Source organism: Kaistella haifensis DSM 19056 (genome assembly GCF_000735695.2).
Taxonomy (GTDB): domain Bacteria; phylum Bacteroidota; class Bacteroidia; order Flavobacteriales; family Weeksellaceae; genus Kaistella; species Kaistella haifensis.
In genome coordinates, this window is record NZ_JASZ02000010.1 from 13,346 (window position 1) to 35,976 (window position 22,631).

The window sequence follows — 22,631 nt, forward strand, 5'->3', positions numbered from 1 at the left end:
ACAAAAAAATGCAGGAAACAGAAAACAAATACGAACTTTTAAAAGGCGACAAGGTGCTTTGGAGCGTAATCTTATTGATTTCGTTTTTCTCTGTATTCCCGGTATATTCCGCGAGTTCCAACTTGGAATTCATCGTGAACAACGGAACCACCACCAGTCACCTGCTCAAGCATATTTTCTTTGTAGTTCTTGGCTTAGTCATCATGCGCTCCGTAGGAATGGTAAAATATGAACACATCGGAAAACTGAGCAGTATTCTATTGGGAATATTGGTGATTTTGTTGGGTGTCACCTCATTTACCGGCCAACAAATCGATGGAGCATCGGCTTCGCGCTGGCTGAAAATTCCAGGAACGCCAATCTCTTTCCAACCATCGTCGTTTGCCTACTTATTCCTGATTATTTATCTCTGTCGGTACCTTACGAAAACCATTAAAAGAGAAAGACTTCCGTTAGAAAACATCATGTATGTATTCGGGCCGGTTCTCTTGGTTTTTGTATTAGTTGCGAAAGATAATGGTTCCACCGCATTAATGATTCTCATCGTGTCATTGGCGGTAATGCTCATCGGTCAACTTCGAAAAACGTATATTTTCGGATTTCTTGGAATTTCCGGTTTGGCAATAGGCGTTTTTATGTTTATCGCACTCAACACCAATTTAATACAAAACAACAGGGTACATACCTGGATGAGCCGGATTGAAGTTTTCATGAATTCCAAGAAGGAAAATCAGATCGAAAATGAAGTCGATAAAGCCAAAAATTACCAAGTGATGCAGGCAAAAGCCGCTATCGTTCATGGTGGAATTACCGGAATGGGACCCGGAAAAAGCGCTTTGAAACAAATGCTTCCTCAATCTGCATCCGATTTTATATTCGCCATCATTGTGGAAGAATACGGATTTATCGGAGCGGTAGCTTTAATCGCATTGTATTTAATAATGATCATCAGAATCGTGATGATTGCCAGCAAAATGCCCGCATTTTTCGGTAGTTTGTTGGTACTGAGTTTAGGAATAATGATTTTCGTGCAACTCTCGGTAAACATTGCCGTTGCCGTCAATCTAATTCCGGTTACAGGGCAGCCTTTGCCACTAATTAGTTATGGTGGAACATCAATGCTCGTAACTTACTTTCAACTTGGAATTATTTTAAATATAAGTTCCAGAATCCAAGTTTATGATGAAGAAGGAATGGGCAAAAAGCAAGACATTGAAGAGATCAACGATATTGCATAATTATAAATAATGAGCAGAAAACTGAAAATATTAATGAGCGGTGGCGGAACAGGTGGACACATCTTCCCGGCGATTGCCATTGCGGATGAAATCAAAAAAAGATTTCCGGATGCCGAGTTTTTGTTCATTGGTGCTGAAGAAAAAATGGAGATGGAAAAAGTGCCACAAGCAGGTTATCATATTGTTGGATTAAATATCGCAGGTTTCGATCGTGGAAATCTGTTGAAAAATATAGGATTGCCTTTCAAATTGATTTCAAGTTTGAAAAAAGCAAGAAAAACAATAAAAGAATTCAAACCCGATTTTGCGGTCGGAACGGGAGGTTTTGCTAGCGGTCCGGCGTTGTATGTCGCTTCAAATTTGGGAGTTCCTATTTTTGTGCAAGAACAAAACTCGCTTCCAGGAAAAACCAATATTTTCCTATCGAAAAAAGCAAAAGCTGTTTTCACTGCATATCCGAATATGGAAAGGTTTTTCAACGGTACAAAAACATTGTTCCTTGGCAACCCAATTCGCAAGACTATTATTACAGATTTAATCAATCCTGAAGCGGCAAAAGAAAAACTGAATTTAGATCCAAACAAACTCACCATATTATCTGTCGGTGGTTCGCTAGGTTCCAGAACTTTAAATAATGCATGGAAAGACAGTTTGCAAGGTTTGAAAGAAAAAGGATTTCAATTAATCTGGCAAACCGGAAAATTGGATTATAAAGAATTGAGCAGCGAAACTCAAATATCGGAAATTGGCTCTCAAATACAGTTGAAAGAATTTATCAAGGACATGGAAACTGCCTATTCCGCAGCGGATGTAATTGTTTCCAGAGCCGGAGCAATTGCAATTTCCGAATTAGCAGTGGCTCAAAAACCGGTCTTACTGATCCCGTTTCCGTTCGCAGCAGAAGATCATCAAACCAAAAATGCATTGACTTTAGTTGAAAAAAATGCAGCCAGAATGGTGAAAGATACCGAAATGAAAGACCAGTTCTGGAAAACTTTGATGGAAATCTGCGAAGATGAAAACATAAGAAATGAAATGAGTGAAAATCTTACATATTTTGCAAAACCCAATGCAGCAAAAGAAATTGTAGATGAGATTTTTAAAGTAATATAAAAATGAAAAGTTTAGAAAACTACCAAAACTTCTACTTCGTAGGAATCGGCGGCATCGGGATGAGTGCTTTGGCACGCTATTTCAACGCTTCTGGCAAAAAGGTTTTGGGCTATGATAAAACCGAAACCAAACTCACCACCGCATTAATTTCGGAGGGTATTGATATTGTTTTTGAAGATGTTGTAAACGAAAAAATAAGTGAATTAAATCCAGAAAATACTTTGGTGATTTTCACTCCGGCGATTAAAAAACTTTCAATTTTGAATCATTTTAATGATGAAAAATTCACCGTTTTGAAAAGAGCAAAAGTCCTCGGAATGATCACCGAAAATACTGCGTGTATCGCAATAGCAGGAACTCACGGAAAAACTACAACCTCATCTCTGGTTGCTCATCTTTCGAAAGAAGCAAATCTGCCGTTTTCTGCTTTTTTAGGTGGAATTGCAGAGAATTTTAAGTCAAATTTTCTTTTCAACGGAAGTGAAATTTCCGTGGTAGAAGCTGATGAATACGACAGAAGTTTCCTGAACCTATCACCGGATTGGGCGGCAATTACTTCAACCGATGCGGATCATCTCGATATTTATGGTGATAAAGCGACTATTGAACAAGGTTTCAGAGATTTCGCCAATTTGATTCCATCCGATCAGCAACTTTTTGTGAGAAAAGGCATTAACATTGGCCGTCCTGCAAGAACTTACGCTGTAAACGAAGAAGCAGATTATTATTCGGACAATATCCGAGAAATCGGCGACAAAATATATTTCGATTTCCACACTCCGAATGAGGAAATCAGTGATTTCGTTTGGGAAATTCCGGGAATTCACAATGTAGAAAATGCCACGGTTGCCATCGCCATACTCAGTAATTTAGGTGTTGATTTCGATATTTTAAAAAGCGGAATTGCCAATTTTAAAGGAATTAAAAGAAGATATACAAAACACAATTTCGAGAACGGAAAAATTTATATTGACGATTATGCACATCACCCAACCGAACTGAATGCGGTGATAGGTTCGATCAAAACTTTCTATCCGGACAAAAAATTGTTGGTCGTGTTCCAGCCACATTTGTTTAGCAGAACACGCGATTTTGCGGATGGTTTCGCAGAAAGTTTAAATAATGCAGATGAACTGATTTTGCTCGACATCTATCCGGCTCGCGAATTACAGGAGAATTTCGAAGGTGTGTCTTCAAAATGGCTTTCAGAAAAAATTAAATTAGTAAATAAAGAAGTTTCAACCTTGGATGAAGCTTTTGAGAAAATTAAAGAGAAAAATTTCGATGTGTTGCTAACAGTAGGTGCGGGAAACATCGACACTTTGCACGATCCAATCGTAGATTGGCTTTCAGGAAAATAGGAAATGAAAAACAAATTCAGAATATTAAAAATTTTAATCACAGTAATCATTTTTGGATTTCTGCTGAGTTTTTCGTTGAAAAGATTCAACAATAAACCTATGGAAAAAGTTTCGGTAAATATGACTCCAACGAAGCATCCGGTATATTTTATTGATGAAAAAGATGTGAAAAACATTGTGAAAAAATCCAATCCAACGAAGAAGGTAGGCGACATCAATATTCCTGATTTGGAGAAAAAACTCAATAGTCTTCCGGCGGTTGACAGCGCAAATGTTTATTTGAATTTGAATGGAAATCTTAATCTCGACATCAAGCAACGGGTTCCGGCTTTTCGATTGGTAAATGGCGATAGAGATTTTTATGTGGACGAAAAAGGAGTCGAATTCCCTATTTCTGCCAACTATTCTTTCCCATGTATGCTGGTAACGGGCAATGTGAAACCGTCGGAATACCAAAAATTGGCTGAACTGGTCGATAAAATAGACAAAGACAGCTTTAGCAAAAAATATTTTATAGGAATTAGTAAGGAAAAAGGAGGTTATAATTTACTGACAAGCCAAGGAAACTATAAACTAGAAATCGGTGATTTAGAAAAAATCGAGTTGAAAGTAAAAGGTTTTAAAACTTTTGTCGAGAAATATCTGGTTTTTCAGAATCCTGAAAAATACCGTAAAATATCGGTGAAATACGACAACCAAATCGTAACAACCTTAAATCCTAATTTTAAAGAAAATGATAGCTTAATTAATTTAGGACATAAAGAATTGGCAAAAACTCCGGTTGCTTCGCAGAAAAAATCGGAAACAAAGAAATCGGAAAATAAACCAAAAAGTGAAAAAACATAAACTAAAATGAAAATAGAATAAGCGAAAAGTATTCTAATTCATTTTAAAGAAAATTATAAAAAATCAAATCGACATACAAATGGAAAATCACGAGTATTCAGTAGGGCTCGACATCGGAACCACAAAAATTGTGACGATTGTCGGTAGAAGAAATGCCCACGGCAAAATTGAAGTTCTCGGCGTTGGAAAGGCAAAAAGTTTGGGTGTTCACAAAGGTATTGTGAATAATATTTCCCAGACCATCCAATCCATCAAAGCCGCAGTAGCAGAAGCAGAAAACAGTTCCGGAGTTCCAATCAGCAAGGTAACTGTAGGAATTGCTGGCAAACACATCCGTTCGCTTCAGCATTCGGATTATATCATGAGAGACCATCCGGATCAATACATCACGGAAGAGGATATCGAAAAGCTGAAAGATCAAGTAAAAAAATTAGTTATGCTTCCCGGCGAAGAAATCATCCATGTTCTTCCACAGGAATATAAAGTAGATTCTGAGGGAGAAATCCAAGAACCTGTTGGAATGCATGGCAAAAGATTAGAAGCTAATTTCCACGTTGTTGTAGGACAAATGGGAAGCATCCGAAACATCGCAAGATGCGTTCGTGAAGCTGGTTTAGAGATGGAAGCCTTAACACTGGAACCACTCGCCTCTTCAGAATCCGTACTTACAAAAGAGGAAAAAGAAGCCGGTGTAGCCATCGTTGACATCGGTGGTGGAACTACGGATATTGCTATTTTTAAAGATAATATTATTCGTCACACCTGCGTCATTCCTTACGGTGGCGGGATTATTACCGATGACATCAAAGAAGGGTGCTCCATCATCGAAAAACATGCAGAACAACTGAAAGTAAAATTCGGATCTGCCGTTCCGGAACTGGAAAAAGACAGCACATTTGTCACGATTCCCGGTTTACACGGAAGACCTGATAAAGAAATTTCTTTAAAAACTTTAGCTCAAGTAGTTAACGCTAGAGTGGAAGAAATATTAGAAATGGTGAACACCGAATTAAAAGCTTACGGTGCGTTTGAACAAAAGAAAAAACTAATCGCAGGAATCGTTTTAACAGGTGGTGGATCAAATCTTCGCAACCTTCGACAATTGGCGAATTATACCACAGGTTTCGACAGCAGAATTGGCTTCGCAAACGAATATGTTGCTAATGATAAAAACCAATTTTTAAAAGGACCGGAATTCGCAACTTCTATTGGATTACTGATGGAAAGCTTGAAAATTCGTGATAAGAAAATCAATCCGACCCCGATAGAAGAAACCGTTGCAACGCCTATTCCAGAAAATAAAGTTGCAGAAACAATAGAAGAAACTCCGGAATTCCGAACAGAAGAAATTACCTTACCTACTACCCAAGAAGGAAGACGCAACAAGCTTACCATCGGACAAAAAATCATGGAAAGCGTGAAAAAATTCTTTGAAGAAGTTGAATAATAAAAAAATTACATACTATGGAAAATATAAGCACACAAGGATTTTCTTTTGATTTACCAAAAGGAAATTCATCAATTATAAAAGTGATCGGTGTAGGTGGTGGCGGAAACAACGCTCTAAAACACATGTACGAAAGAGGAATCCACGGAGTAGACTTCGTGATCTGCAATACCGATGCGCAAACTTTAGATAATAACCCTGTTTCCAACAAAGTACAGTTGGGAATGACGATTACTGAAGGACTTGGCGCAGGAGCTGATCCTGAAGTTGGCGAAAAAGCTGCAATCGAAAGTATCGAAGACATCAAAGCAGCTCTGGGACAAAACACCAAAATGGTTTTCATCACCGCTGGTATGGGTGGCGGAACCGGAACTGGTGCTGCACCGGTAATCGCTAAAATTGCCAAAGAAATGGGTATTCTTACCGTAGGAATCGTTACAGTTCCATTTAGTTTCGAAGGAAGAAGAAGATTAGACCAAGCAGAAATCGGTCTTGATAAACTGAGAAATAACGTTGATTCCTTAATCGTTATTAATAATGATAAACTACGTCAGCAATTCGGAAATCTTGGTTTCAAACAGGGATTCTCCAAAGCGGATGAAGTGCTTACCAACGCTGCAAAAGGTATGGCAGAAGTGATTACCGGATATTTCGATGTAAATATTGACTTCCGTGATGCAAAATCTGTACTTCAAAATTCTGGAACTGCTTTGATCTCAACCGGATCTGCTTCAGGCGAAAACAAAGCGGAAGAAGCTGTGAAAAAAGCTTTGGACTCTCCATTATTAAACGACAATAAAATTACCGGAGCGAAAAACGTATTGCTCCTCATACGAAGTGGTTCGGAAGAAGCTACGATGGACGAAATCGGTCTAATCAACGATTTTATTCAAAAAGAAGCAGGAAATACTGCTGAAATTATCTTCGGTGTGGGTACAGACGAGGAACTAGGCGATGCTATCAGCGTCTTGGTAATCGCAACCGGATTCGCAAAAGACGATAAAAAACATGCAGGACCAACTGAAAAAATTAAAATTAGTTTAAACGATAATTTGTCCACTACCGCAAAAACGGAATCTCCATTTAAGCAGAGAGAAGAAAGAGAGGAAATCACCAGAGAAGATTTTCCTACAAAAAACCTGTTCGTTTTAGACGATGAAGAGGATTTGCCAACTCCGGAATTCAAAGTAAAAACTAGAGAAAGAAAAGTGGTGGCAGAACAAGAAACTCCAACTGAAATCAAGTTTTTTGATTTAGATGATGAAGAAACTCCGGACCCAAAATTCCGTCAAAACCAGCCGCAGGAAATCGATCTTTTCTCTTTTGAAGACGATCAGTACGAAGCACCAGAATCTCAATCTTTCAAGTTTGAAGTAGAAGAAAAAATAGAGCAAAAACCAGTAGAACCGAAAACTTCTTTCTCGGAAGAAAAACCATTGGAATTCAGTTTTTTCGTAAACGAACCGATTGAGGAGCCAACCGTTGAAACACCACAACCTAAAGCAGAGATCAAACCTGAGCCGGTTCAAATTATCGAACAAAAGGTGCAAGATAAGCCAGTAGAAACGCCTAAAACTGAAGAAAAAATTGAAATTGAAGACGATTTTACATTCATCAGCAAAACTACTAGTGACAAAGTGATGGAGCGAAAAAATAAACTGAAAGAATTCAATTCAAGATATCAAACAACAGATTTCGAGAACGAATTTGAAACAGTTCCCGCATTCCGGAGAAAAAATATCAGTATCGAAGGTAGCAATGCTTCTGACAATGCCATCAACAGTTTTTTAACGGATCAAAACGGAAGAATGAAAATTCGTGAAAACAGATTCTTGAACAAAGATGTAGATTAATACAAATATTTCCAAAAAAATGAGTTTAGAAAATACCATCAGCGAAGCGATAAAAACCGCAATGAGAGAGAAAGATAAAGTGGCTCTCGATGCTTTGCGAGCCGTAAAATCACAAATTCTTCTTTTGAAAACCGAAGCCAAAGGAGCAGAAGTTTCTGCGGAACAGGAAATTGCCATTTTGCAAAGAATGATTAAACAAAGAAAAGATTCTTATGATCAATTCACCGCACAAAACCGCAGCGATTTGGCAGAGGTAGAAAGCGCGCAAATGAAAGTAATTGAAAAATTTCTTCCTGCGCAACTTTCAGCAGAAGAATTAGAGACGGAAATGAAAAAAATCATTGCCGAAACAGGTGCCGAAAGCGCCAAAGATTTAGGAAAAGTAATGGGTATTGCCAGCAAAACTCTCGCCGGAAAAAGCGATGGCAAGAGCATCTCTGAAATGGCAAAAAAAATGCTTTCCTAATGTTTAAATAAGGATATTCAACCTTTGCATATCGATTTGATTTAAGCCCGGAACATTTAATGTTTCGGGTTTTTTATGCCAAAAAGACCATTATAGAATTTTGGAATGATTTTGATTACTAATTTGGATGAGTTTAATCATTCAAAAAAAATTAAATTTGCATTAAATAATTTTCAAACCCTTTTTTTAACCTAAATAAAATAAATATGTATCCAGAAGAATTAGTAATGCCGATGAAGGCAGAACTTACCGATAAAGGTTTTCAAGACCTTAGAACTCCCGAAGAAGTAACCAATGCATTAAAAAAGGAAGGAACTACCCTATTGATGGTAAATTCCGTGTGCGGTTGCGCAGCGGGAGCAGCAAGACCAGGAGTAATTTTTTCTTTAACAGGTGATAAAAAACCAGACAATTTAACTACCGTATTTGCTGGTTTTGATGTTGATGCTGTAGTTGAAGCTCGGAAATTTTTAGCACCATTCCCACCAAGCTCTCCTTGTGTAGCGCTTTTTAAAGATGGTGAATTGGTTCACATGCTAGAAAGACATCATATTGAAGGTAATCCTGCAGGAGCAATCGCGGCAAATTTACAAGCAGCTTACGAAGAATATTGCTAAACGAAAACTTTAGTTTGAATTGAAATTCCGTTCATTTTTGGGCGGAATTTTTTGTTTTTAAAAGCAATCGGACTTTACCCGAAATATATTATATTTGTCCTAATGGCAACAAAAGCGCTTTTCAATACCGTCGTCAATTGGTTTATCCGGCAAAGGATTGATCAGATTCAGAATTTCATGAATCATCCCTCGGAGACACAAAATGGCGTAATATTTTCCCAGCTGTATCATGCGGAAAACACCGATTATGGTAAAATTTATGGGTTCAGTTCTATCTCAAGTTATGACGATTTCCGCAGAAATGTTCCGATCGTCACTTATGAAGATTTCGAACCTTATATCGAAAAAGCAAGACAAGGTAAGCCCGATGTTTTCTGGCCCGGCTATATTCGGAAATTCGCGAAATCATCCGGAACTACCAATGCGAAAAGTAAATTTATTCCCATTTCCGAAGAATGCTTAGAAGATTGTCATTTCAAAGCCGGAAAGGATTTACTTTCCATCTACGCCAATAATCATCCGGAAAACAACCTTTTTTCTAATAAAAATCTGCGCCTTGGCGGAAGTTCGGAATTGTACGAAGATTTCAATACCAAATTCGGAGATTTGTCCGCAATTATGATTGAAAATCTTCCGTTTTGGGTAGAAATTACCACAACACCAAGTAAAAAAGTTTCGCTGATGTCCGAATGGGAAAGCAAACTAAAAGCAATTGTCTCGGAAGTAAAAAATGAAGATGTAGGTAGTATAACCGGCGTTCCCAGCTGGATGATGGTTTTGTTGCAAAGAACATTAACTGAAACAGGGAAAGAAAATATCTCAGAACTTTGGCCCAATATCGAGGTGTTTTTTCATGGTGGAATTAGCTTTAAACCTTACAGAGAGCAATATAGAAAACTCATCGGGAAAGATATCAATTACTACGAAATTTACAATGCTTCCGAAGGGTTTTTCGCTATTCAGGATCAGCACGGGAGCGATGAAATGTTGCTGATGTTGAATTATGGTATTTTCTATGAATTCATTCCGATGGATCAGTTTGACCTCAAAAATTTGCAGGCAATTCCTTTGGAAGAGGTAGAAATCGGGAAAAACTATGCAATGGTAATTACCACCAACAGTGGTTTATGGCGATATTTGATCGGCGACACGGTAAAATTTACTTCACTTAATCCTTATCGAATTAAAATTTCTGGAAGAACGAAACATTACATCAATGCTTTCGGAGAAGAATTAATGATTGATAATGTAGAAACTGCGCTTACGAAAGCTTGCGAGGCAACCGAAGCTTCCGTTTGCGATTTTACAGGAGCACCGGTTTTTATGAAAGATGGCGAAAGTGGCGCCCACGAATGGATTTTTGAATTTACAAAAGAACCAAACGATCTGGATCGTTTTACTGAAGTTTTCGACAATCATCTAAAATCGATAAACTCCGATTACGAAGCGAAACGCTACAATAATATGACGCTGAAAAGACCAATCGTACATATTGCAAAACCACAGCTTTTTTACCAATGGATGTCCGAACGCGGAAAATTGGGTGGGCAAAATAAAGTTCCACGATTGAGCAATGATCGCGAATACATCGATCCTTTACTGAAACTAAACGAATAAAAAACTCCGCTGGAAATTTTCAGCGGAGTTTTCTTATGTTATTTTTTTTCCAAATCTTTTTTTACTTTTTCGGCACCTTTTTCGACTTTATCAGCGCCTTTTGCTGCGGCATCTTTCACGTCCTCGCCGGCTTTTTTCAGCTCATGACCGGCTTTATCAGCGGCATCATCAATTTTTTCACCGGCAGAATTCAACCTTTCTTTGGCTTTTTCCACGGTTTCGTTAATTCTCGCAGAATCCAGTGACGTGGATTTCTCGGTTTCAACAGTTGTGGCAGTTACGCTTCCGTCTGGATTTTCGGTAATTTCGGTTCTTTTTTCTGCTTTTTTGCAGCTTATTAATGCTAAAGAAACTGCAGCAGCAATGATCATATAATTTTTCATATAATTAAATTTTGTGTTATTCAAATATAGAAAAAATTTAAGGATTCACAGTGCGTTGTGAAGCAGGAATTTCAGTGGTTTTTTTCTTGATTTCTTCCTCTTTTACATTCTTATCTTTTGTTTCTTTCACAGCTTTTTCCTTTTCTTCTTTCACTTTGTTGAGCAACTTTTCCTCTTCCAATTTTTTTTGAACTTGCCTTAAAGAATCTTGATATTGCAACGAGGAAATTCTAATTTTTCTCGCTACATCCACGGAAGTTGCTCCGGCGGAAAAAGAATCAATTGCAACCGTATCATAAGGCGGAATGGCAGAAACAACCGGATCAGAATGTTGTTTTTTTTGATTTTCTTTGCCACAAGAAATCATTGCGATAAAGAAAGATAAGGCAATCAGTTTTTTCATTTTTAATCGATATAAAATTCAGCAATCACCGGAAAATGATCGGATAATTTCTCACTTCTGTCAACTCGGTAAGCAACTGGCTGAATACTTTCTGAACAAAAAACGTGATCAATCCTGATCGGAAATTTGTAATCATGAAAGCTCGTTGCGCTTCCCCGACCTACATCTACGAAAGCATCTTTGAGGTTTTTGAGCAAATGATAATATTCGTAAGAATTGGGAACTGCATTGAAATCTCCTGCCAAAATTACAGGATACGGCGACGCGGAAACCGCATTTTGCAACTCCTGAACTTCCGGTTGATGGTTTTTGAAAGTCGGAACCAATTTCCCAAGAACATATCTCAATTTATTTTCGTTTTGCTCTAAATCTTCGCTAGGTTTGACCTTCTGTTTTTCAAATGAAAATGGACTTAAATAAAGATTGATGAAGCGAATTCTTTTCCCATTAATTTCGATATCGGCATAAAAAGAATTTCCATTTCCGTTGGTTGCTATTTTTCCTTGTTCAAGGATTTTTGTTTTAGAATTCAATGCGACAATTTCGTAATTTCCGACACCATAATCATATCCCGAAACATGGTATTGTGAACCATATTCCTGAAGTAAAATAACATCCGCGCCACTGTTTTTAAGATAATTAAAAACTTTCCCTATACCGCCAACTCTCCCTCCTTTGATATTGAAAGTCAACATTTTAAGATTGGGTTTGATGGATTTTTTCTCTCTGTAATTAATCCATCTTGACGTAGGAACAATTAAAAATAAAGAAAGTCCCAGAAAGAAAATTGCTCTTTTTTTCCATAAAATGATCCAAAAAAAGCAGAAAACTACATTAAAAATCATTAAAACCGGAAACAAAAGCGAAAGTAAGTTCACCCACGGAAAAACTCTTGGCGGAACATAAGCATTGAGAATCGTTCCCAAAAGCAGCACCAAAATACCGAAATGAAAAAATGTAAAAAGCAAACGAAATAGCTTCATCTTTAATTAATTCTGAAACGGTTTTTCTTCCAATACCACGCCAACAAAATCCCGACAAGAGCACCACCAACATGCGCTAAATGAGCAATTCCCCCAACATTTCCTGTAACACCAAGTATCACCGAACCGATAACGACTACCGGTAACACATATTTTACTTTCACCGGAATCGGAATGAACATGATCATGATCTCTGCATCTGGAAAAAGTATGGCATAAGCAGCGATAACACCGAAAATCGCTCCAGATGCGCCCACCATAGGAACAGTAATAATCGATTGTAAATCACTCACCAACTTTCTTTGTTCTAAAACAGCTTGCGAACTTCCTTTGAATGCGACATTTTCGCCTGACATATAACCATTCAAATCGAAACCGAAACTCTGCAGACTCGTTTTAATTTGTTCTACTTCAATGAAATTCCACAAATTAAACAGGAAAAAAGCTCCCAAACCACTCACGAAATAAAGAATCAAATATTTTCGATCACCCAAAATTCTTTCTAAAACGGGCCCAAAACTATACAAGGTGAACATATTGAACAAAATATGCATAAAACTACCATGCATAAACATGTGGGTAATGATTTGCCATGAATGGAAAAATGGCGAAAACGGATAAAATGCCGCTAAATATCGGTATATCATCTCGCTGTTCAACAAGTAAGTAAGGGCAAAAACCACCACATTGATGATGATGAGATTTCGCGTTATGGGTGGAATTTGGTTGATCATTTGTTTCTAAAATTTATTTTTTAATTCATCGAGCGGAATTTCAACGAAACATCTTTTTCCTGTAGGTAAAAACTCTGGAAAACCGAGCTCTGTAAAATCTCTGATAACTTGTTCGGCATCAATTTTATAAAGGAAATCGAAACGGGATTTGCTTTGGATCTTATTCCATTGATTGTGGTAAAACTCCAGGAATTCTTCTTCCGTTTTGTACTCTAAAATTTCAAAAAGATTTTCCATGAATTTCATCACTTGGGTTTCTTTCAGACCTTCCGGAACTGCATCAATCCTCAAAACATTATCATTCGCAATAATCATCTCGAAACCCAGTTCTGGCAAATATTTTTTGATGGAACGAAATTTATTTTTCTCGGTTTCATTCATGTGATATTCCAAAGAAAACAGCAAAGTATGCTTGTCGCTCGTGCGCTTTTTCTTGGCATTTCTTTCACTTACAACCAACCGATGCATTCTGCCCAAATCGAGCATTAAAGTTTTCCCGTTTTTGTTGAAAAGCCAATAACCATTGGGCAAACGCATGAGATCTTCATCAAAATCTTCATCTTCAAAAAGGTTGATTTTCGATGGTTCGGCCGGAATATTTTGCTGATACATTTCCGTAATTGCTTTGGTTTCGCCGGCAGAAACACGCTCTTCCAAAAAAGGGTTGTAGTCTCGGTCAACGGTGATTTCCGGAGCTTTGAAACTTCCGTTACTGCTGTTTTTTTGATGAACGAATGCATCAATGCTCGTGTCTCGATCGAAATCTAAACTTGGCGCAACGTTATAAATTCCTAAAGATTTTTTGATTGTGGAACGTACCAAAGCGAAAATTAAGTTCTCATCTTCGAATTTTACTTCCGTTTTTTGAGGATGAATGTTCACATCAACTTTCTCCGGATCTAATTCTAGAAAAAGAAAAAATGTCGGAATATAACCCGGCAAAAGCAGACCTTCAAAAGCTTCCTGAACCGCTTTATTGAAATAAGCACTACGGAAATATCTGCCATTAACAAAGAAAAATTGCTCGCCACGAACTTTTTTGGCACCTTCGGGTTTTGCCACAAATCCGTTCAGTTTAATCCAGCCCAAATCTTCTTTGATTGGAACTAAAAGCTGATGTAATTTTCGTCCGAAAATTTCCACAATCCTTTGTAGCAAACTCGATTTTCTTAATCGAAAAACGATATCATCATTATGAAAAAGTTCAAAATCCAAATTTTCGTGAGCCAAGGCAACTCGCTGAAATTCATCAATAATATGCCGGAATTCAACATTATTATTTTTAAGAAATTTTCTCCTTGCCGGAACATTATAAAACAGGTTTTTCACTAGGAAATTAGAACCTTCGGCTGTTTGAATCGGTTCCTGGAACTGAAAACCACCACCTTCGATATAGATATTGGTTCCCGTTATCGCATCTTTGGTTTTGGTTCTCAATTCAACCTGAGCTACCGCAGCAATAGAGGCCAACGCTTCTCCACGAAAGCCTTTCGTTGTAATTTTAAATATATCTTCTGTGCTAGTGATTTTGGATGTTGCGTGTCTTTCGAAAGCTAATCTGGCGTCGGTATCGCTCATGCCGCTACCATTGTCCACTACTTGGATGAGATTTTTCCCTGCATCACGAATGATGAGTTCCACTTTCGTAGCACCTGCATCAATCGCATTTTCCATAAGTTCTTTTACAATAGACGCTGGTCTTTGTACCACTTCGCCGGCAGCGATTTGGTTGGCAACATGATCCGGTAAAAGTTTTATAATATCTGACATTTCCTATAATAATCCTGCAAAAATAGCGATTAGATTTGGGGTTTTGAAAAAACTTTAGGCCTAATTTTCCTTTTGAAACCTTTGATTTTACCATAAAAACCACTTAAAAGATGAGCGCTAACTTGCACGATATTCGATATTTTTCAAAAGTTTCAACCGGTAAAAATACTGATTTTATTTGGTCTTTTTAAATAAAGAAACTTCCAGCGAATTACCGGAAGTCTCTTATTAATCATTATTTAAACATCTACTTTTTTAATGTTTTAACACCCATTTCATACAATGCAAAACTTAGCAAATCAGCATTTTCTCCAATTACTTGGTCGGTACTTCTACCCGCTCCGTGTCCTGCATTTACTTCAATTCTTACCAAAACCGGGTTGTTACAAGATTGTTTTTCCTGAAGTTCAGCTCCAAATTTGAATGAATGAGCCGGCACAACACGATCATCATGATCACTGGTAATAATCATCGTTGAAGGATAGCAAACTCCTTTTTTTACGTTATGGACTGGTGAATAAGATTTTAAATATTCAAACATTTCTTTGCTGTCTTCCGCGATTCCATAATCGTAGCTCCAACCCGCTCCGGCGGTAAATTTGTTATACCTCAGCATATCCAAAACCCCCACTCCCGGGAAAGCTACTTTTGCCAAATCCGGACGCATCGTCATCGTAGCACCTACCAAAAGTCCACCGTTTGAACGTCCGGAAAGCGCCATATATTCTTTGGAAGTATAGCCTTTAGTTTGCAGATATTCGCCTGCTGCGATGAAATCTTCAAACACATTTTTCTTTTGCATTTTCGTTCCTGCATCGTGCCATTTTTTTCCGTATTCGCCGCCACCACGGATGTTTGGAACGGCATAAATCCCGCCATTTTCCATCCAAATTGCATTTACTACAGAGAATGCCGGTTGCAAACTGATGTTGAAACCTCCGTAAGAATAAAGAATAGTCGGGTTTTTACCATCGAGTTTAGTGCCTTTTTTATAATTAATCATCATTGGAACTTTGGTTCCGTCTTTTGATGTATAGAAAACTTGTTCTGAAACATAATCTTCAGGATTAAATTTCACCTTCGGCTTCTGATAAACTTCTGATTTTCCGGTTTCTACATTGAATTTGTAAGTTGTTCCCGGTGTGATATAATTGGTGAAAGAAAAATAAAGATCTTTTTCTTTTTCCTTTCCTCCGAATCCGGAAGCGGTTCCAATTCCTGGTAATCCAATGGTTCGGATGAGTTTTCCATCATAGTCAAATTGTTTCACCGAGGTTACTGCATCTTTGATGTATTTTGCAAAAATATATCCGCCTCCTGTAGAAACATTCAGTACATTATCTGTTTCCGGAATTACATCAACCCAAATGTCCGGCTGATTGATGTTGAATTTAACCAAACGCATATTGGGCGCGTTTTTATCCGTTAAAGCGTAAATAAAATCACCTTTAGAATCTATAAAATCCGTATTGAAATCATAACCTTTCTGAACGGGAACAAAATCAGTTTTTTTCTTTAAATCTTTAATGTAAAGTTCATTTCCACTAGTTGCGTCGGATGCACTCAAAATTTCGAGACGTTCATCGTCAGAAACCCCAATTCCCATATATCTTCGCTTGAAATTTTCGCCTCCGACGATCAATTTATCTTGCGATTGTTTGGTTCCCAACTTGTGGAAATACACTTTATGCATATCAGTTTTTGCGGAAAGTTCGCTTCCTTTCGGCTTATCGTAGCTTGAATAGTAAAATCCTTCGTCTCCCAACCAAGAAGCTCCGGAAAATTTCACATCAACAATAGTTTCATCAATTTTTTCTTTTGTAATAGCGTTTAGAATAATGATTTTGTTCCAGTCACTTCCGCCTTCGGAAATTGAATAAGCTACTAGATTTCCTTTTTTATTGAATGAAACTCCGGCTAAAGAAGTAGTTCCTTTTTCTGAAAATTTATTTGGATCGAGGAAAACTTCAGTTTTCCCGGATTTATCGGTTCTGTATAGTACAAATTGCGCTTGAAGACCGTCGTTTTTATAGAAATAAGTAAAATCTCCTTCTTTGAAAGGCGCTCCAATTTTCTCGTAATTCCAGATGTCTTTCAATTGATTACGAATCTCTTCCCGGAACGGGATTTTCTTCAAATAATCGTTTGTAAAAGCCACTTCTCGCTGCACCCAATCTTTGGTATCATCGGCACGGTCGTCTTCTAACCAGCGATAAGGATCCGCAACTTTGCTACCGAAATATTCATCGGTGTGGGAAATTTTTTTGGTTTCGGGATATTTCAAATTAGAATTTAGGTTTTGGGCATTCATCATATTCAATGCTAAAACAGCTACAGAGGCTGTAAGGATCGCTATTTTCATTACTATTTCAGTTTTACCAAATTTATAAATTTTATCTTATTTTAAAGTTAAAGAAAGAAACATTAACAAACTTTACGATAATTTAATATCTGAAAGGTATGCAATTTGCTTAATTTTATGCTCATAACAAAAGCAATATGAAAAAAGAAACAGGAATTTTATTGGCAGGAAGTGTGGGAGTAATCCTTGGCTTGGGAATTTTCGGAATTAAGAAATTTTTTTCTAGAAAACACCAAGAATACCATGATTATTATTCTGATTTTCACCGCCATTTCGAGAAAAAGAAAAAAGACGACGGGAATCACGGCGTGGAATATTTGGCCATGCTTTAATAAATTATGATATTCGCTAATAAATCCTGATTTCGTTTGAACTCAGGATTTTTTGTGGAGAACTGAGGCCTCTAAACTCATTACGTTCATTAGTAAAACTTATAAATTTACTCCATCAATTTCATGCAAAACGAAAATTTCATCAAAGGTCAAGGTGCGCAGCGAAACGAAAACAACCGTTTCGACCGGTACACTTTTGAACCAGAAGAAGAAGATTTTCAACAGATAAAAACCCATTTCACCGAAGTTTTTCCTAAAACAATTGTAAATGAAGTGAAAAGTCCGGATTTAAAGATGGAATATTCTATGAATCCGTATCAAGGTTGCGAGCACGGTTGCTCTTATTGTTTTGCTCGCCCTACTCACGAATATTGGGGATTTTCTGCAGGTGTGGATTTTGAAAGAAAAATAATGGTCAAGAAAAACGCTCCCGAACTTTTGGAGCAATTTTTTCAGAAAAGAAATTATTCGCCAAAAACTATCACCCTTTCCGGAAATACCGACTGTTACCAACCTGCAGAGAGAACTTTCGAAATTACCCGTAAACTCCTGCAACTTTGTTTGGAATATCGGCATCCGATTTCTATTTTAACTAAAAATGCTTTGGTTTTGCGAGATTTGGACATTTTGAAACCTATGGCAGAGCAGAATTTGGTTTCGGTTTCATTGAGTATTCCTACCATGAATGAGGAAATACGCCGAAAAATGGAACCGCGAACCTCTTCCACCAAAAACAAACTCAAAGCCATTGAAATTCTGAGTGAAAATAATATTCCAACCGGAGTGATGGTGTCGCCGGTAATTCCAGGATTGACGAGTGATGAAAGTTTGAACATTCTAAAAACCATTTCCGAAAAAGGCGCACAGAATTTCGGTTATTCTTTAGTTCGATTGAATGATACGGTTGAACCCGTTTTTGTGAAATGGATTCATGCCAACTTTCCCGACAGAGCCCAAAAAGTACTCAATCTCATTCGGTCTTTGCATGGCGGAAACCTCGGCGACAAAAGGTTCCACCAAAGATATCAAGGCGTTGGAAATATCGCAGAAATGATTCACCACACTTTTGCTTTAGGTAAAAGAAAATACTTTGCAGACAAAGCATTTCCAACACTTTCCACAGAAAATTTTACCGGCAGCAAAACTCAGCAACTGAAACTTTTTTAAGCTAGAGCTTTTAATAAAACCATCCAAAATCTTTAAATTTTATCAGGAAAAAGAGATTGCTTGAAGTTTTTGGTTATTTTTATCAAAATTTTTCAGGAAATGGTTTTAAGCAGAATTTGGAGTGCATTTATCATTATCGCAATATTGGTTGCAAGTATAAAATATTTATTTTCAGATCATTACAAAGCGATTTACAACGATATGGTAGTCGGAAAAAGTGGCGACACTGTGCAAATTGCGACCAAAAACATCAACGAATTATCGCCAGATTTGAAAGCTGCTTTGCTTTTGAAACCCGAATTTGATGAAAACAGGATTCACTATAAAGCCGATTCTGCAAAAACAAATGTTGCGGTTTATCGTGTTCAGGAAACTGATGGAGTGATCGGAACCTCGGAAACTGCGGTGAAAATATGTCTTGGTTTAGTGGGAATCATGACGCTTTTTATGGGTTTTATGAGCATCGCTGAAAAAGCCGGCGGAATCAATTTATTATCAAGATTAATTCAACCATTTTTCTCAAAATTATTTCCGGAAATCCCGAAAAACCACCCTTCTTTTGGGCATATGTTGCTTAATTTTTCGGCAAATTTATTGGGTCTAGATAATGCAGCAACTCCTTTTGGACTCAAAGCCATGGAAAGTTTGCAAACTTTAAACCCAGATAAAGAAAAAGCCAGCAATTCCCAGATTATGTTTCTTTGCCTTCACGCAGGAGGTTTGACGCTGATTCCGGTTTCCATCATCGCAATTCGAGCTTCGATGGGATCGCAAACGCCAACCGATATTTTTCTTCCGTGTATGATTGCTACTTTTTCTGCGACCATGGCAGCGATGATTGTGGTATCACTTTATCAGAAAATTAATTTACTTCAACCAATAGTAATTGCTTACGTTGGTGGAATATCCGCAATCATCGGATTACTAGTTGTTTACCTACTGAATTTAACTAAAGAAGGATTGGATAATTTCAGCATGCTTTTAAGCAATGGAATTATTCTGCTCATCTTTTTTGCCATCGTTTTGGGTGGAGTTTACAAAAAAATAAACGTGTTCGATGCGTTTATTGATGGAGCAAAAGAAGGATTTTGGACTTGTGTGAAGATCATTCCCTATTTAGTGGGAATGTTGATCGCCATTTCGCTTTTGCGAACTTCCGGAGTTTTTGATGTACTCATTGACGGGATGAAATGGGTTGCAACCGTAGTTGGTTTTGACACACGATTTGTAGACGGTTTACCAACTGCTTTGATCAAACCACTTTCCGGTTCCGGAGCGCGAGGAATGATGGTAGATACGATGCAAACTTTCGGTGCAGACAGTTTCCAGGGAAGACTTGCAGCGGTTTTGCAGGGAAGTTCGGATACTACTTTCTATGTAATTGCTGTTTATTTTGGAGCGGTGGGAATCAAAAATACACGGTATACTGTTACTGCAATGCTTTTGGCGGATTTGGTCGGCATCATCACTTCGGTGATTTTGGCTTATCTTTTCTTTGCTTAAAATTTTAAAAAAAACTTGAAATGATACACGATAAAGATTACATTATCAGAATTGTAAAGCAGTTTTCGGAATTTCTTTCAAAAATGATTTTGGGCGGCAAAAATGAAGGTGAACATTCAGAATGGGAAAGAATTTTCGACACTAATATGAATGATACTTTCAAGATAAGTTTTGAAACGCTTGCTTCTAAATCTTCAGATGAAATTATCAATTTAATTAATGAAAAAGACAAAGCCCACCATGTTCCGTATTTGGAATTGTTGGGGCACTTATTTTACTTTAAAAATAAAGAAAATCCGTGCACCGATTTTGCAGCCAAAGCCAAAACTTTCTATGAAATGTATTTGCAGCAAAGCGGAATATTTTCGATGCCTATTGTTTCAAGAATTAATGAATTGAAAGCCCAATTGTAACAATTAAGCAAAAAAATCGTCTTATTCTGTAAAATCCACCATGAAAAAAATTGCAGTGCTTTTGATGAGCTTCGTAAGCGTTTATTCCTTTTCTCAGAAAAAATGGTCGCTACAGGAATGTGTAAATTACGCTGTGGAAAACAACCTGCAAGTTCTTCAAAATCAATTAAATACTAAAACACAAAACAATTCTCTAGACATTGCCAAGCGACAATACTTGCCTTCAGTTTCTGGGAATCTCAATAATACCGCCTCTTTCGGACAAGGTAGAGATGTTTTCGGGACCACGAATAGAAACGACAATTTCAGCAACAGCGCGAATGTTGGAGCGGATATTTTGGTTTTTAATAATGGACGCTTAGAAAAAAATATTCGAAAAACTGAATTTGAAGTTGAGGCCAGCAAATTTGATTTGGAAAGAATTAAAAATGATATTTCGCTACAAATTGCTCAACAATATTTATCGGTTTTGCTCAATCGAGAAATAACTAAAATCTCCGAAAGCGCTCTCGAAAACGCCGATAAACTTTACAAAAGAGCAAAAATAACTACCGAAGTTGGCACGACTCCGCAAACGATTTTAGCTGAAGCTGAAGCCGCGCTCGCAAGAGAAAAACAAAATGTGAAAACTGCTGAAATCAACACCAACAGAAGTTTGTTTGCTTTGGCAATGCTTCTTCAACTTTCAGATTACAAAAACTTTGATATTCAAGAAGTTGCTATCGAAAACGAATTAGACGCTCCTCTTTTTTCAGCGGAAAATATCATTAATAAAGCTTACGAAAACCAACCTCAAATAAAAGCCGCCGAAAACCGCATCAAATCATCTGAAGCACAAACCGAAGTTGCGAAAACCGCTTTCTGGCCGACTGTTACCGCAAATGCAGGATTGGGAACTTCTTATTTTTATGCGATGAATGCCGGAACCGACATCAACGGTAATAAAATTCAGCAAACTGGTTTCTTTAAACAATACAAAGACAATTTCGGGCAACAATTGGGCTTGTCTGCAAATATTCCTATTTTTAACAAAGGAATTACAAAACTTCAGGTAGAGCAATCGAAAATTAATGAAGATATTGCTAAAAATTCTTTGCTACAACAGAAACAGGAAGTTTTGCAAAATGTTCAGAAAGCGCAATTTGACGCAGAAAGTAACTATGAAAATTACCTTACTGCCGTGGAAGCCGAGAGAAGTTCGAAACTTGCGGTGGACTTTGCAGAGAAAAGTTTTGCAGTTGGAAGAACCACAATTTATGATCTGAATATTGCCCGAAATAACTACGCAAATGCGCAAGGAGCCGTTGCTCAGGCAAAATACAACTATCTTTTCAGCATGAAACTTTTGAATTTTTATGCGGGAATTCCTTTGAGTCTTTAAATTTAGTCAATCATTTTTAAATGGATATTCAGATTTCCGACAGTATAAAAAATGTCAATTAAAAATTTAGAGAAATATTTACCAGAGAATACGCTTCCGCATCTGAAAGAATGGTTTGGCGATCATTATATTCACATTAAAATTACACGCGGCAGAAAATCGAAATTAGGAGATTACCGAAAATTGCCGGATAGATCTCATGAAATTACGATTAATTCTACCCTTCAACCACAACTCTTTTTCTTCGTTCTCACCCATGAATTGGCGCATTTAATTGCTTTTGAAAATTTCGGTGGCAGAATTTCCCCGCACGGAATGGAATGGAAAAACACATTCCGGATGATGCTTTTGGAAAGTATTTCGGTGTATTCAGAAGATTTAAAACCCATAATTCTTCAGTTTTCAAAATCTCCAAAAGCCAATTTTATGGCGAGTCCAGATTTGGTTAGGTACTTTCATATAGAAAATTACGAAGACGAAAGTTCTTACATTGAAGATTTAAGTATCGCCGACCGATTTATTTATCGCAAACAAACCTATATCATTGAAGAGCTCCGCAAAAAAAACTATCTTTGTACCAATCTCACCAATGGGAAAAAGTATATTTTCAAACCTTTAGCAAGAGTAGAAAAAATAAGTTAA

At 37.4% G+C, this 22,631-nt stretch carries 21 protein-coding genes; 15 read left to right on the forward strand and 6 right to left on the reverse strand.

All coding sequences use genetic code 11. The features are described 5' to 3' along the window. The first annotated feature begins 8 nt into the window (after positions 1 to 8). The 9 genes from AP75_RS06045 to AP75_RS06085 all read left to right on the forward strand — a co-directional run bounded on the left by AP75_RS06045 (position 9) and on the right by AP75_RS06085 (position 10,558). Positions 9 to 1,238 (forward strand): FtsW/RodA/SpoVE family cell cycle protein, encoded by a 1,230-nt coding sequence (locus AP75_RS06045; RefSeq protein WP_031503486.1) that lies wholly within the window; start codon positions 9 to 11, stop codon positions 1,236 to 1,238. A 9-nt stretch (positions 1,239 to 1,247) separates the two neighbouring features. Further along, a complete protein-coding gene (murG, locus tag AP75_RS06050; RefSeq protein ID WP_088263862.1) occupies positions 1,248 to 2,351 on the forward strand; it encodes an undecaprenyldiphospho-muramoylpentapeptide beta-N-acetylglucosaminyltransferase in 1,104 nt (367 codons plus the stop codon). Between the two features lie 2 nt (positions 2,352 to 2,353). Beyond that, positions 2,354 to 3,712 carry a UDP-N-acetylmuramate--L-alanine ligase gene (gene murC, locus AP75_RS06055; protein ID WP_088263864.1) on the forward strand — a complete coding sequence of 453 codons (1,359 nt, stop codon included), beginning with the start codon at positions 2,354 to 2,356 and terminating at the stop codon, positions 3,710 to 3,712. A 3-nt stretch (positions 3,713 to 3,715) separates the two neighbouring features. Next, the gene (locus AP75_RS06060) at positions 3,716 to 4,558 is read left to right on the forward strand and encodes a cell division protein FtsQ/DivIB (protein ID WP_031503484.1); all 843 of its coding nucleotides are present in this window, start codon (positions 3,716 to 3,718) and stop codon (positions 4,556 to 4,558) included. Positions 4,559 to 4,637: 79 nt separating this feature from the next. After that, positions 4,638 to 6,005, forward strand: a complete 1,368-nt coding sequence (gene ftsA, locus AP75_RS06065; RefSeq protein WP_088263866.1) for a cell division protein FtsA — start codon at positions 4,638 to 4,640, stop codon at positions 6,003 to 6,005. 17 nt (positions 6,006 to 6,022) lie between these two features. Beyond that, on the forward strand, positions 6,023 to 7,858 hold the full coding sequence (ftsZ, locus tag AP75_RS06070) for a cell division protein FtsZ (protein WP_088263868.1): 1,836 nt from the start codon (positions 6,023 to 6,025) through the stop codon (positions 7,856 to 7,858). Positions 7,859 to 7,877: 19 nt separating this feature from the next. Beyond that, complete coding sequence (locus AP75_RS06075; protein WP_031504193.1) at positions 7,878 to 8,324, forward strand: GatB/YqeY domain-containing protein; 447 nt, start codon at positions 7,878 to 7,880, stop codon at positions 8,322 to 8,324. Positions 8,325 to 8,530: 206 nt separating this feature from the next. After that, positions 8,531 to 8,941 carry a BrxA/BrxB family bacilliredoxin gene (locus AP75_RS06080; protein WP_088263870.1) on the forward strand — a complete coding sequence of 137 codons (411 nt, stop codon included), beginning with the start codon at positions 8,531 to 8,533 and terminating at the stop codon, positions 8,939 to 8,941. A 102-nt stretch (positions 8,942 to 9,043) separates the two neighbouring features. Next, positions 9,044 to 10,558 carry a GH3 auxin-responsive promoter family protein gene (locus AP75_RS06085; protein WP_031504196.1) on the forward strand — a complete coding sequence of 505 codons (1,515 nt, stop codon included), beginning with the start codon at positions 9,044 to 9,046 and terminating at the stop codon, positions 10,556 to 10,558. A 38-nt stretch (positions 10,559 to 10,596) separates the two neighbouring features. Here AP75_RS06085 and AP75_RS06090 read toward each other — a convergent pair whose 3' ends face one another. The 6 genes from AP75_RS06090 to AP75_RS06115 form a co-directional block, all read right to left on the reverse strand. Continuing rightward, positions 10,597 to 10,941: a hypothetical protein gene (locus AP75_RS06090; protein WP_031504198.1), complete on the reverse strand. Its 345-nt coding sequence runs from the start codon at positions 10,939 to 10,941 to the stop codon at positions 10,597 to 10,599. A 37-nt stretch (positions 10,942 to 10,978) separates the two neighbouring features. Continuing rightward, complete coding sequence (locus AP75_RS06095) at positions 10,979 to 11,344, reverse strand: hypothetical protein (RefSeq protein ID WP_034767645.1); 366 nt, start codon at positions 11,342 to 11,344, stop codon at positions 10,979 to 10,981. Positions 11,345 to 11,346: 2 nt separating this feature from the next. Then, positions 11,347 to 12,327 (reverse strand): endonuclease/exonuclease/phosphatase family protein, encoded by a 981-nt coding sequence (locus tag AP75_RS06100; protein WP_031504201.1) that lies wholly within the window; start codon positions 12,325 to 12,327, stop codon positions 11,347 to 11,349. Between the two features lie 2 nt (positions 12,328 to 12,329). Then, positions 12,330 to 13,061, reverse strand: a complete 732-nt coding sequence (locus AP75_RS06105) for a rhomboid family intramembrane serine protease (RefSeq protein ID WP_031504203.1) — start codon at positions 13,059 to 13,061, stop codon at positions 12,330 to 12,332. Between the two features lie 6 nt (positions 13,062 to 13,067). Then, the gene (gene mutL / locus AP75_RS06110; protein WP_088263872.1) at positions 13,068 to 14,831 is read right to left on the reverse strand and encodes a DNA mismatch repair endonuclease MutL; all 1,764 of its coding nucleotides are present in this window, start codon (positions 14,829 to 14,831) and stop codon (positions 13,068 to 13,070) included. Positions 14,832 to 15,078: 247 nt separating this feature from the next. After that, on the reverse strand, positions 15,079 to 17,193 hold the full coding sequence (locus AP75_RS06115) for a prolyl oligopeptidase family serine peptidase (protein ID WP_031504207.1): 2,115 nt from the start codon (positions 17,191 to 17,193) through the stop codon (positions 15,079 to 15,081). 137 nt (positions 17,194 to 17,330) lie between these two features. Between AP75_RS06115 and AP75_RS06120 the strand changes: the two genes are divergently transcribed. From AP75_RS06120 to AP75_RS06145, 6 genes are all read left to right on the forward strand, one after another. Further along, positions 17,331 to 17,525, forward strand: a complete 195-nt coding sequence (locus tag AP75_RS06120) for a hypothetical protein (protein WP_031504209.1) — start codon at positions 17,331 to 17,333, stop codon at positions 17,523 to 17,525. A gap of 123 nt (positions 17,526 to 17,648) precedes the next feature. After that, on the forward strand, positions 17,649 to 18,692 hold the full coding sequence (locus tag AP75_RS06125; protein WP_031504210.1) for a PA0069 family radical SAM protein: 1,044 nt from the start codon (positions 17,649 to 17,651) through the stop codon (positions 18,690 to 18,692). Positions 18,693 to 18,791: 99 nt separating this feature from the next. Further along, positions 18,792 to 20,195: a nucleoside recognition domain-containing protein gene (locus AP75_RS06130; RefSeq protein ID WP_031504212.1), complete on the forward strand. Its 1,404-nt coding sequence runs from the start codon at positions 18,792 to 18,794 to the stop codon at positions 20,193 to 20,195. Between the two features lie 20 nt (positions 20,196 to 20,215). After that, complete coding sequence (locus AP75_RS06135) at positions 20,216 to 20,608, forward strand: hypothetical protein (RefSeq protein ID WP_088263874.1); 393 nt, start codon at positions 20,216 to 20,218, stop codon at positions 20,606 to 20,608. A gap of 40 nt (positions 20,609 to 20,648) precedes the next feature. Then, positions 20,649 to 21,989 carry a TolC family protein gene (locus AP75_RS06140; protein ID WP_031504215.1) on the forward strand — a complete coding sequence of 447 codons (1,341 nt, stop codon included), beginning with the start codon at positions 20,649 to 20,651 and terminating at the stop codon, positions 21,987 to 21,989. 51 nt (positions 21,990 to 22,040) lie between these two features. Beyond that, positions 22,041 to 22,631, forward strand: coding sequence for a SprT-like domain-containing protein (locus tag AP75_RS06145; protein WP_031504217.1), 591 nt, complete (start codon positions 22,041 to 22,043; stop codon positions 22,629 to 22,631).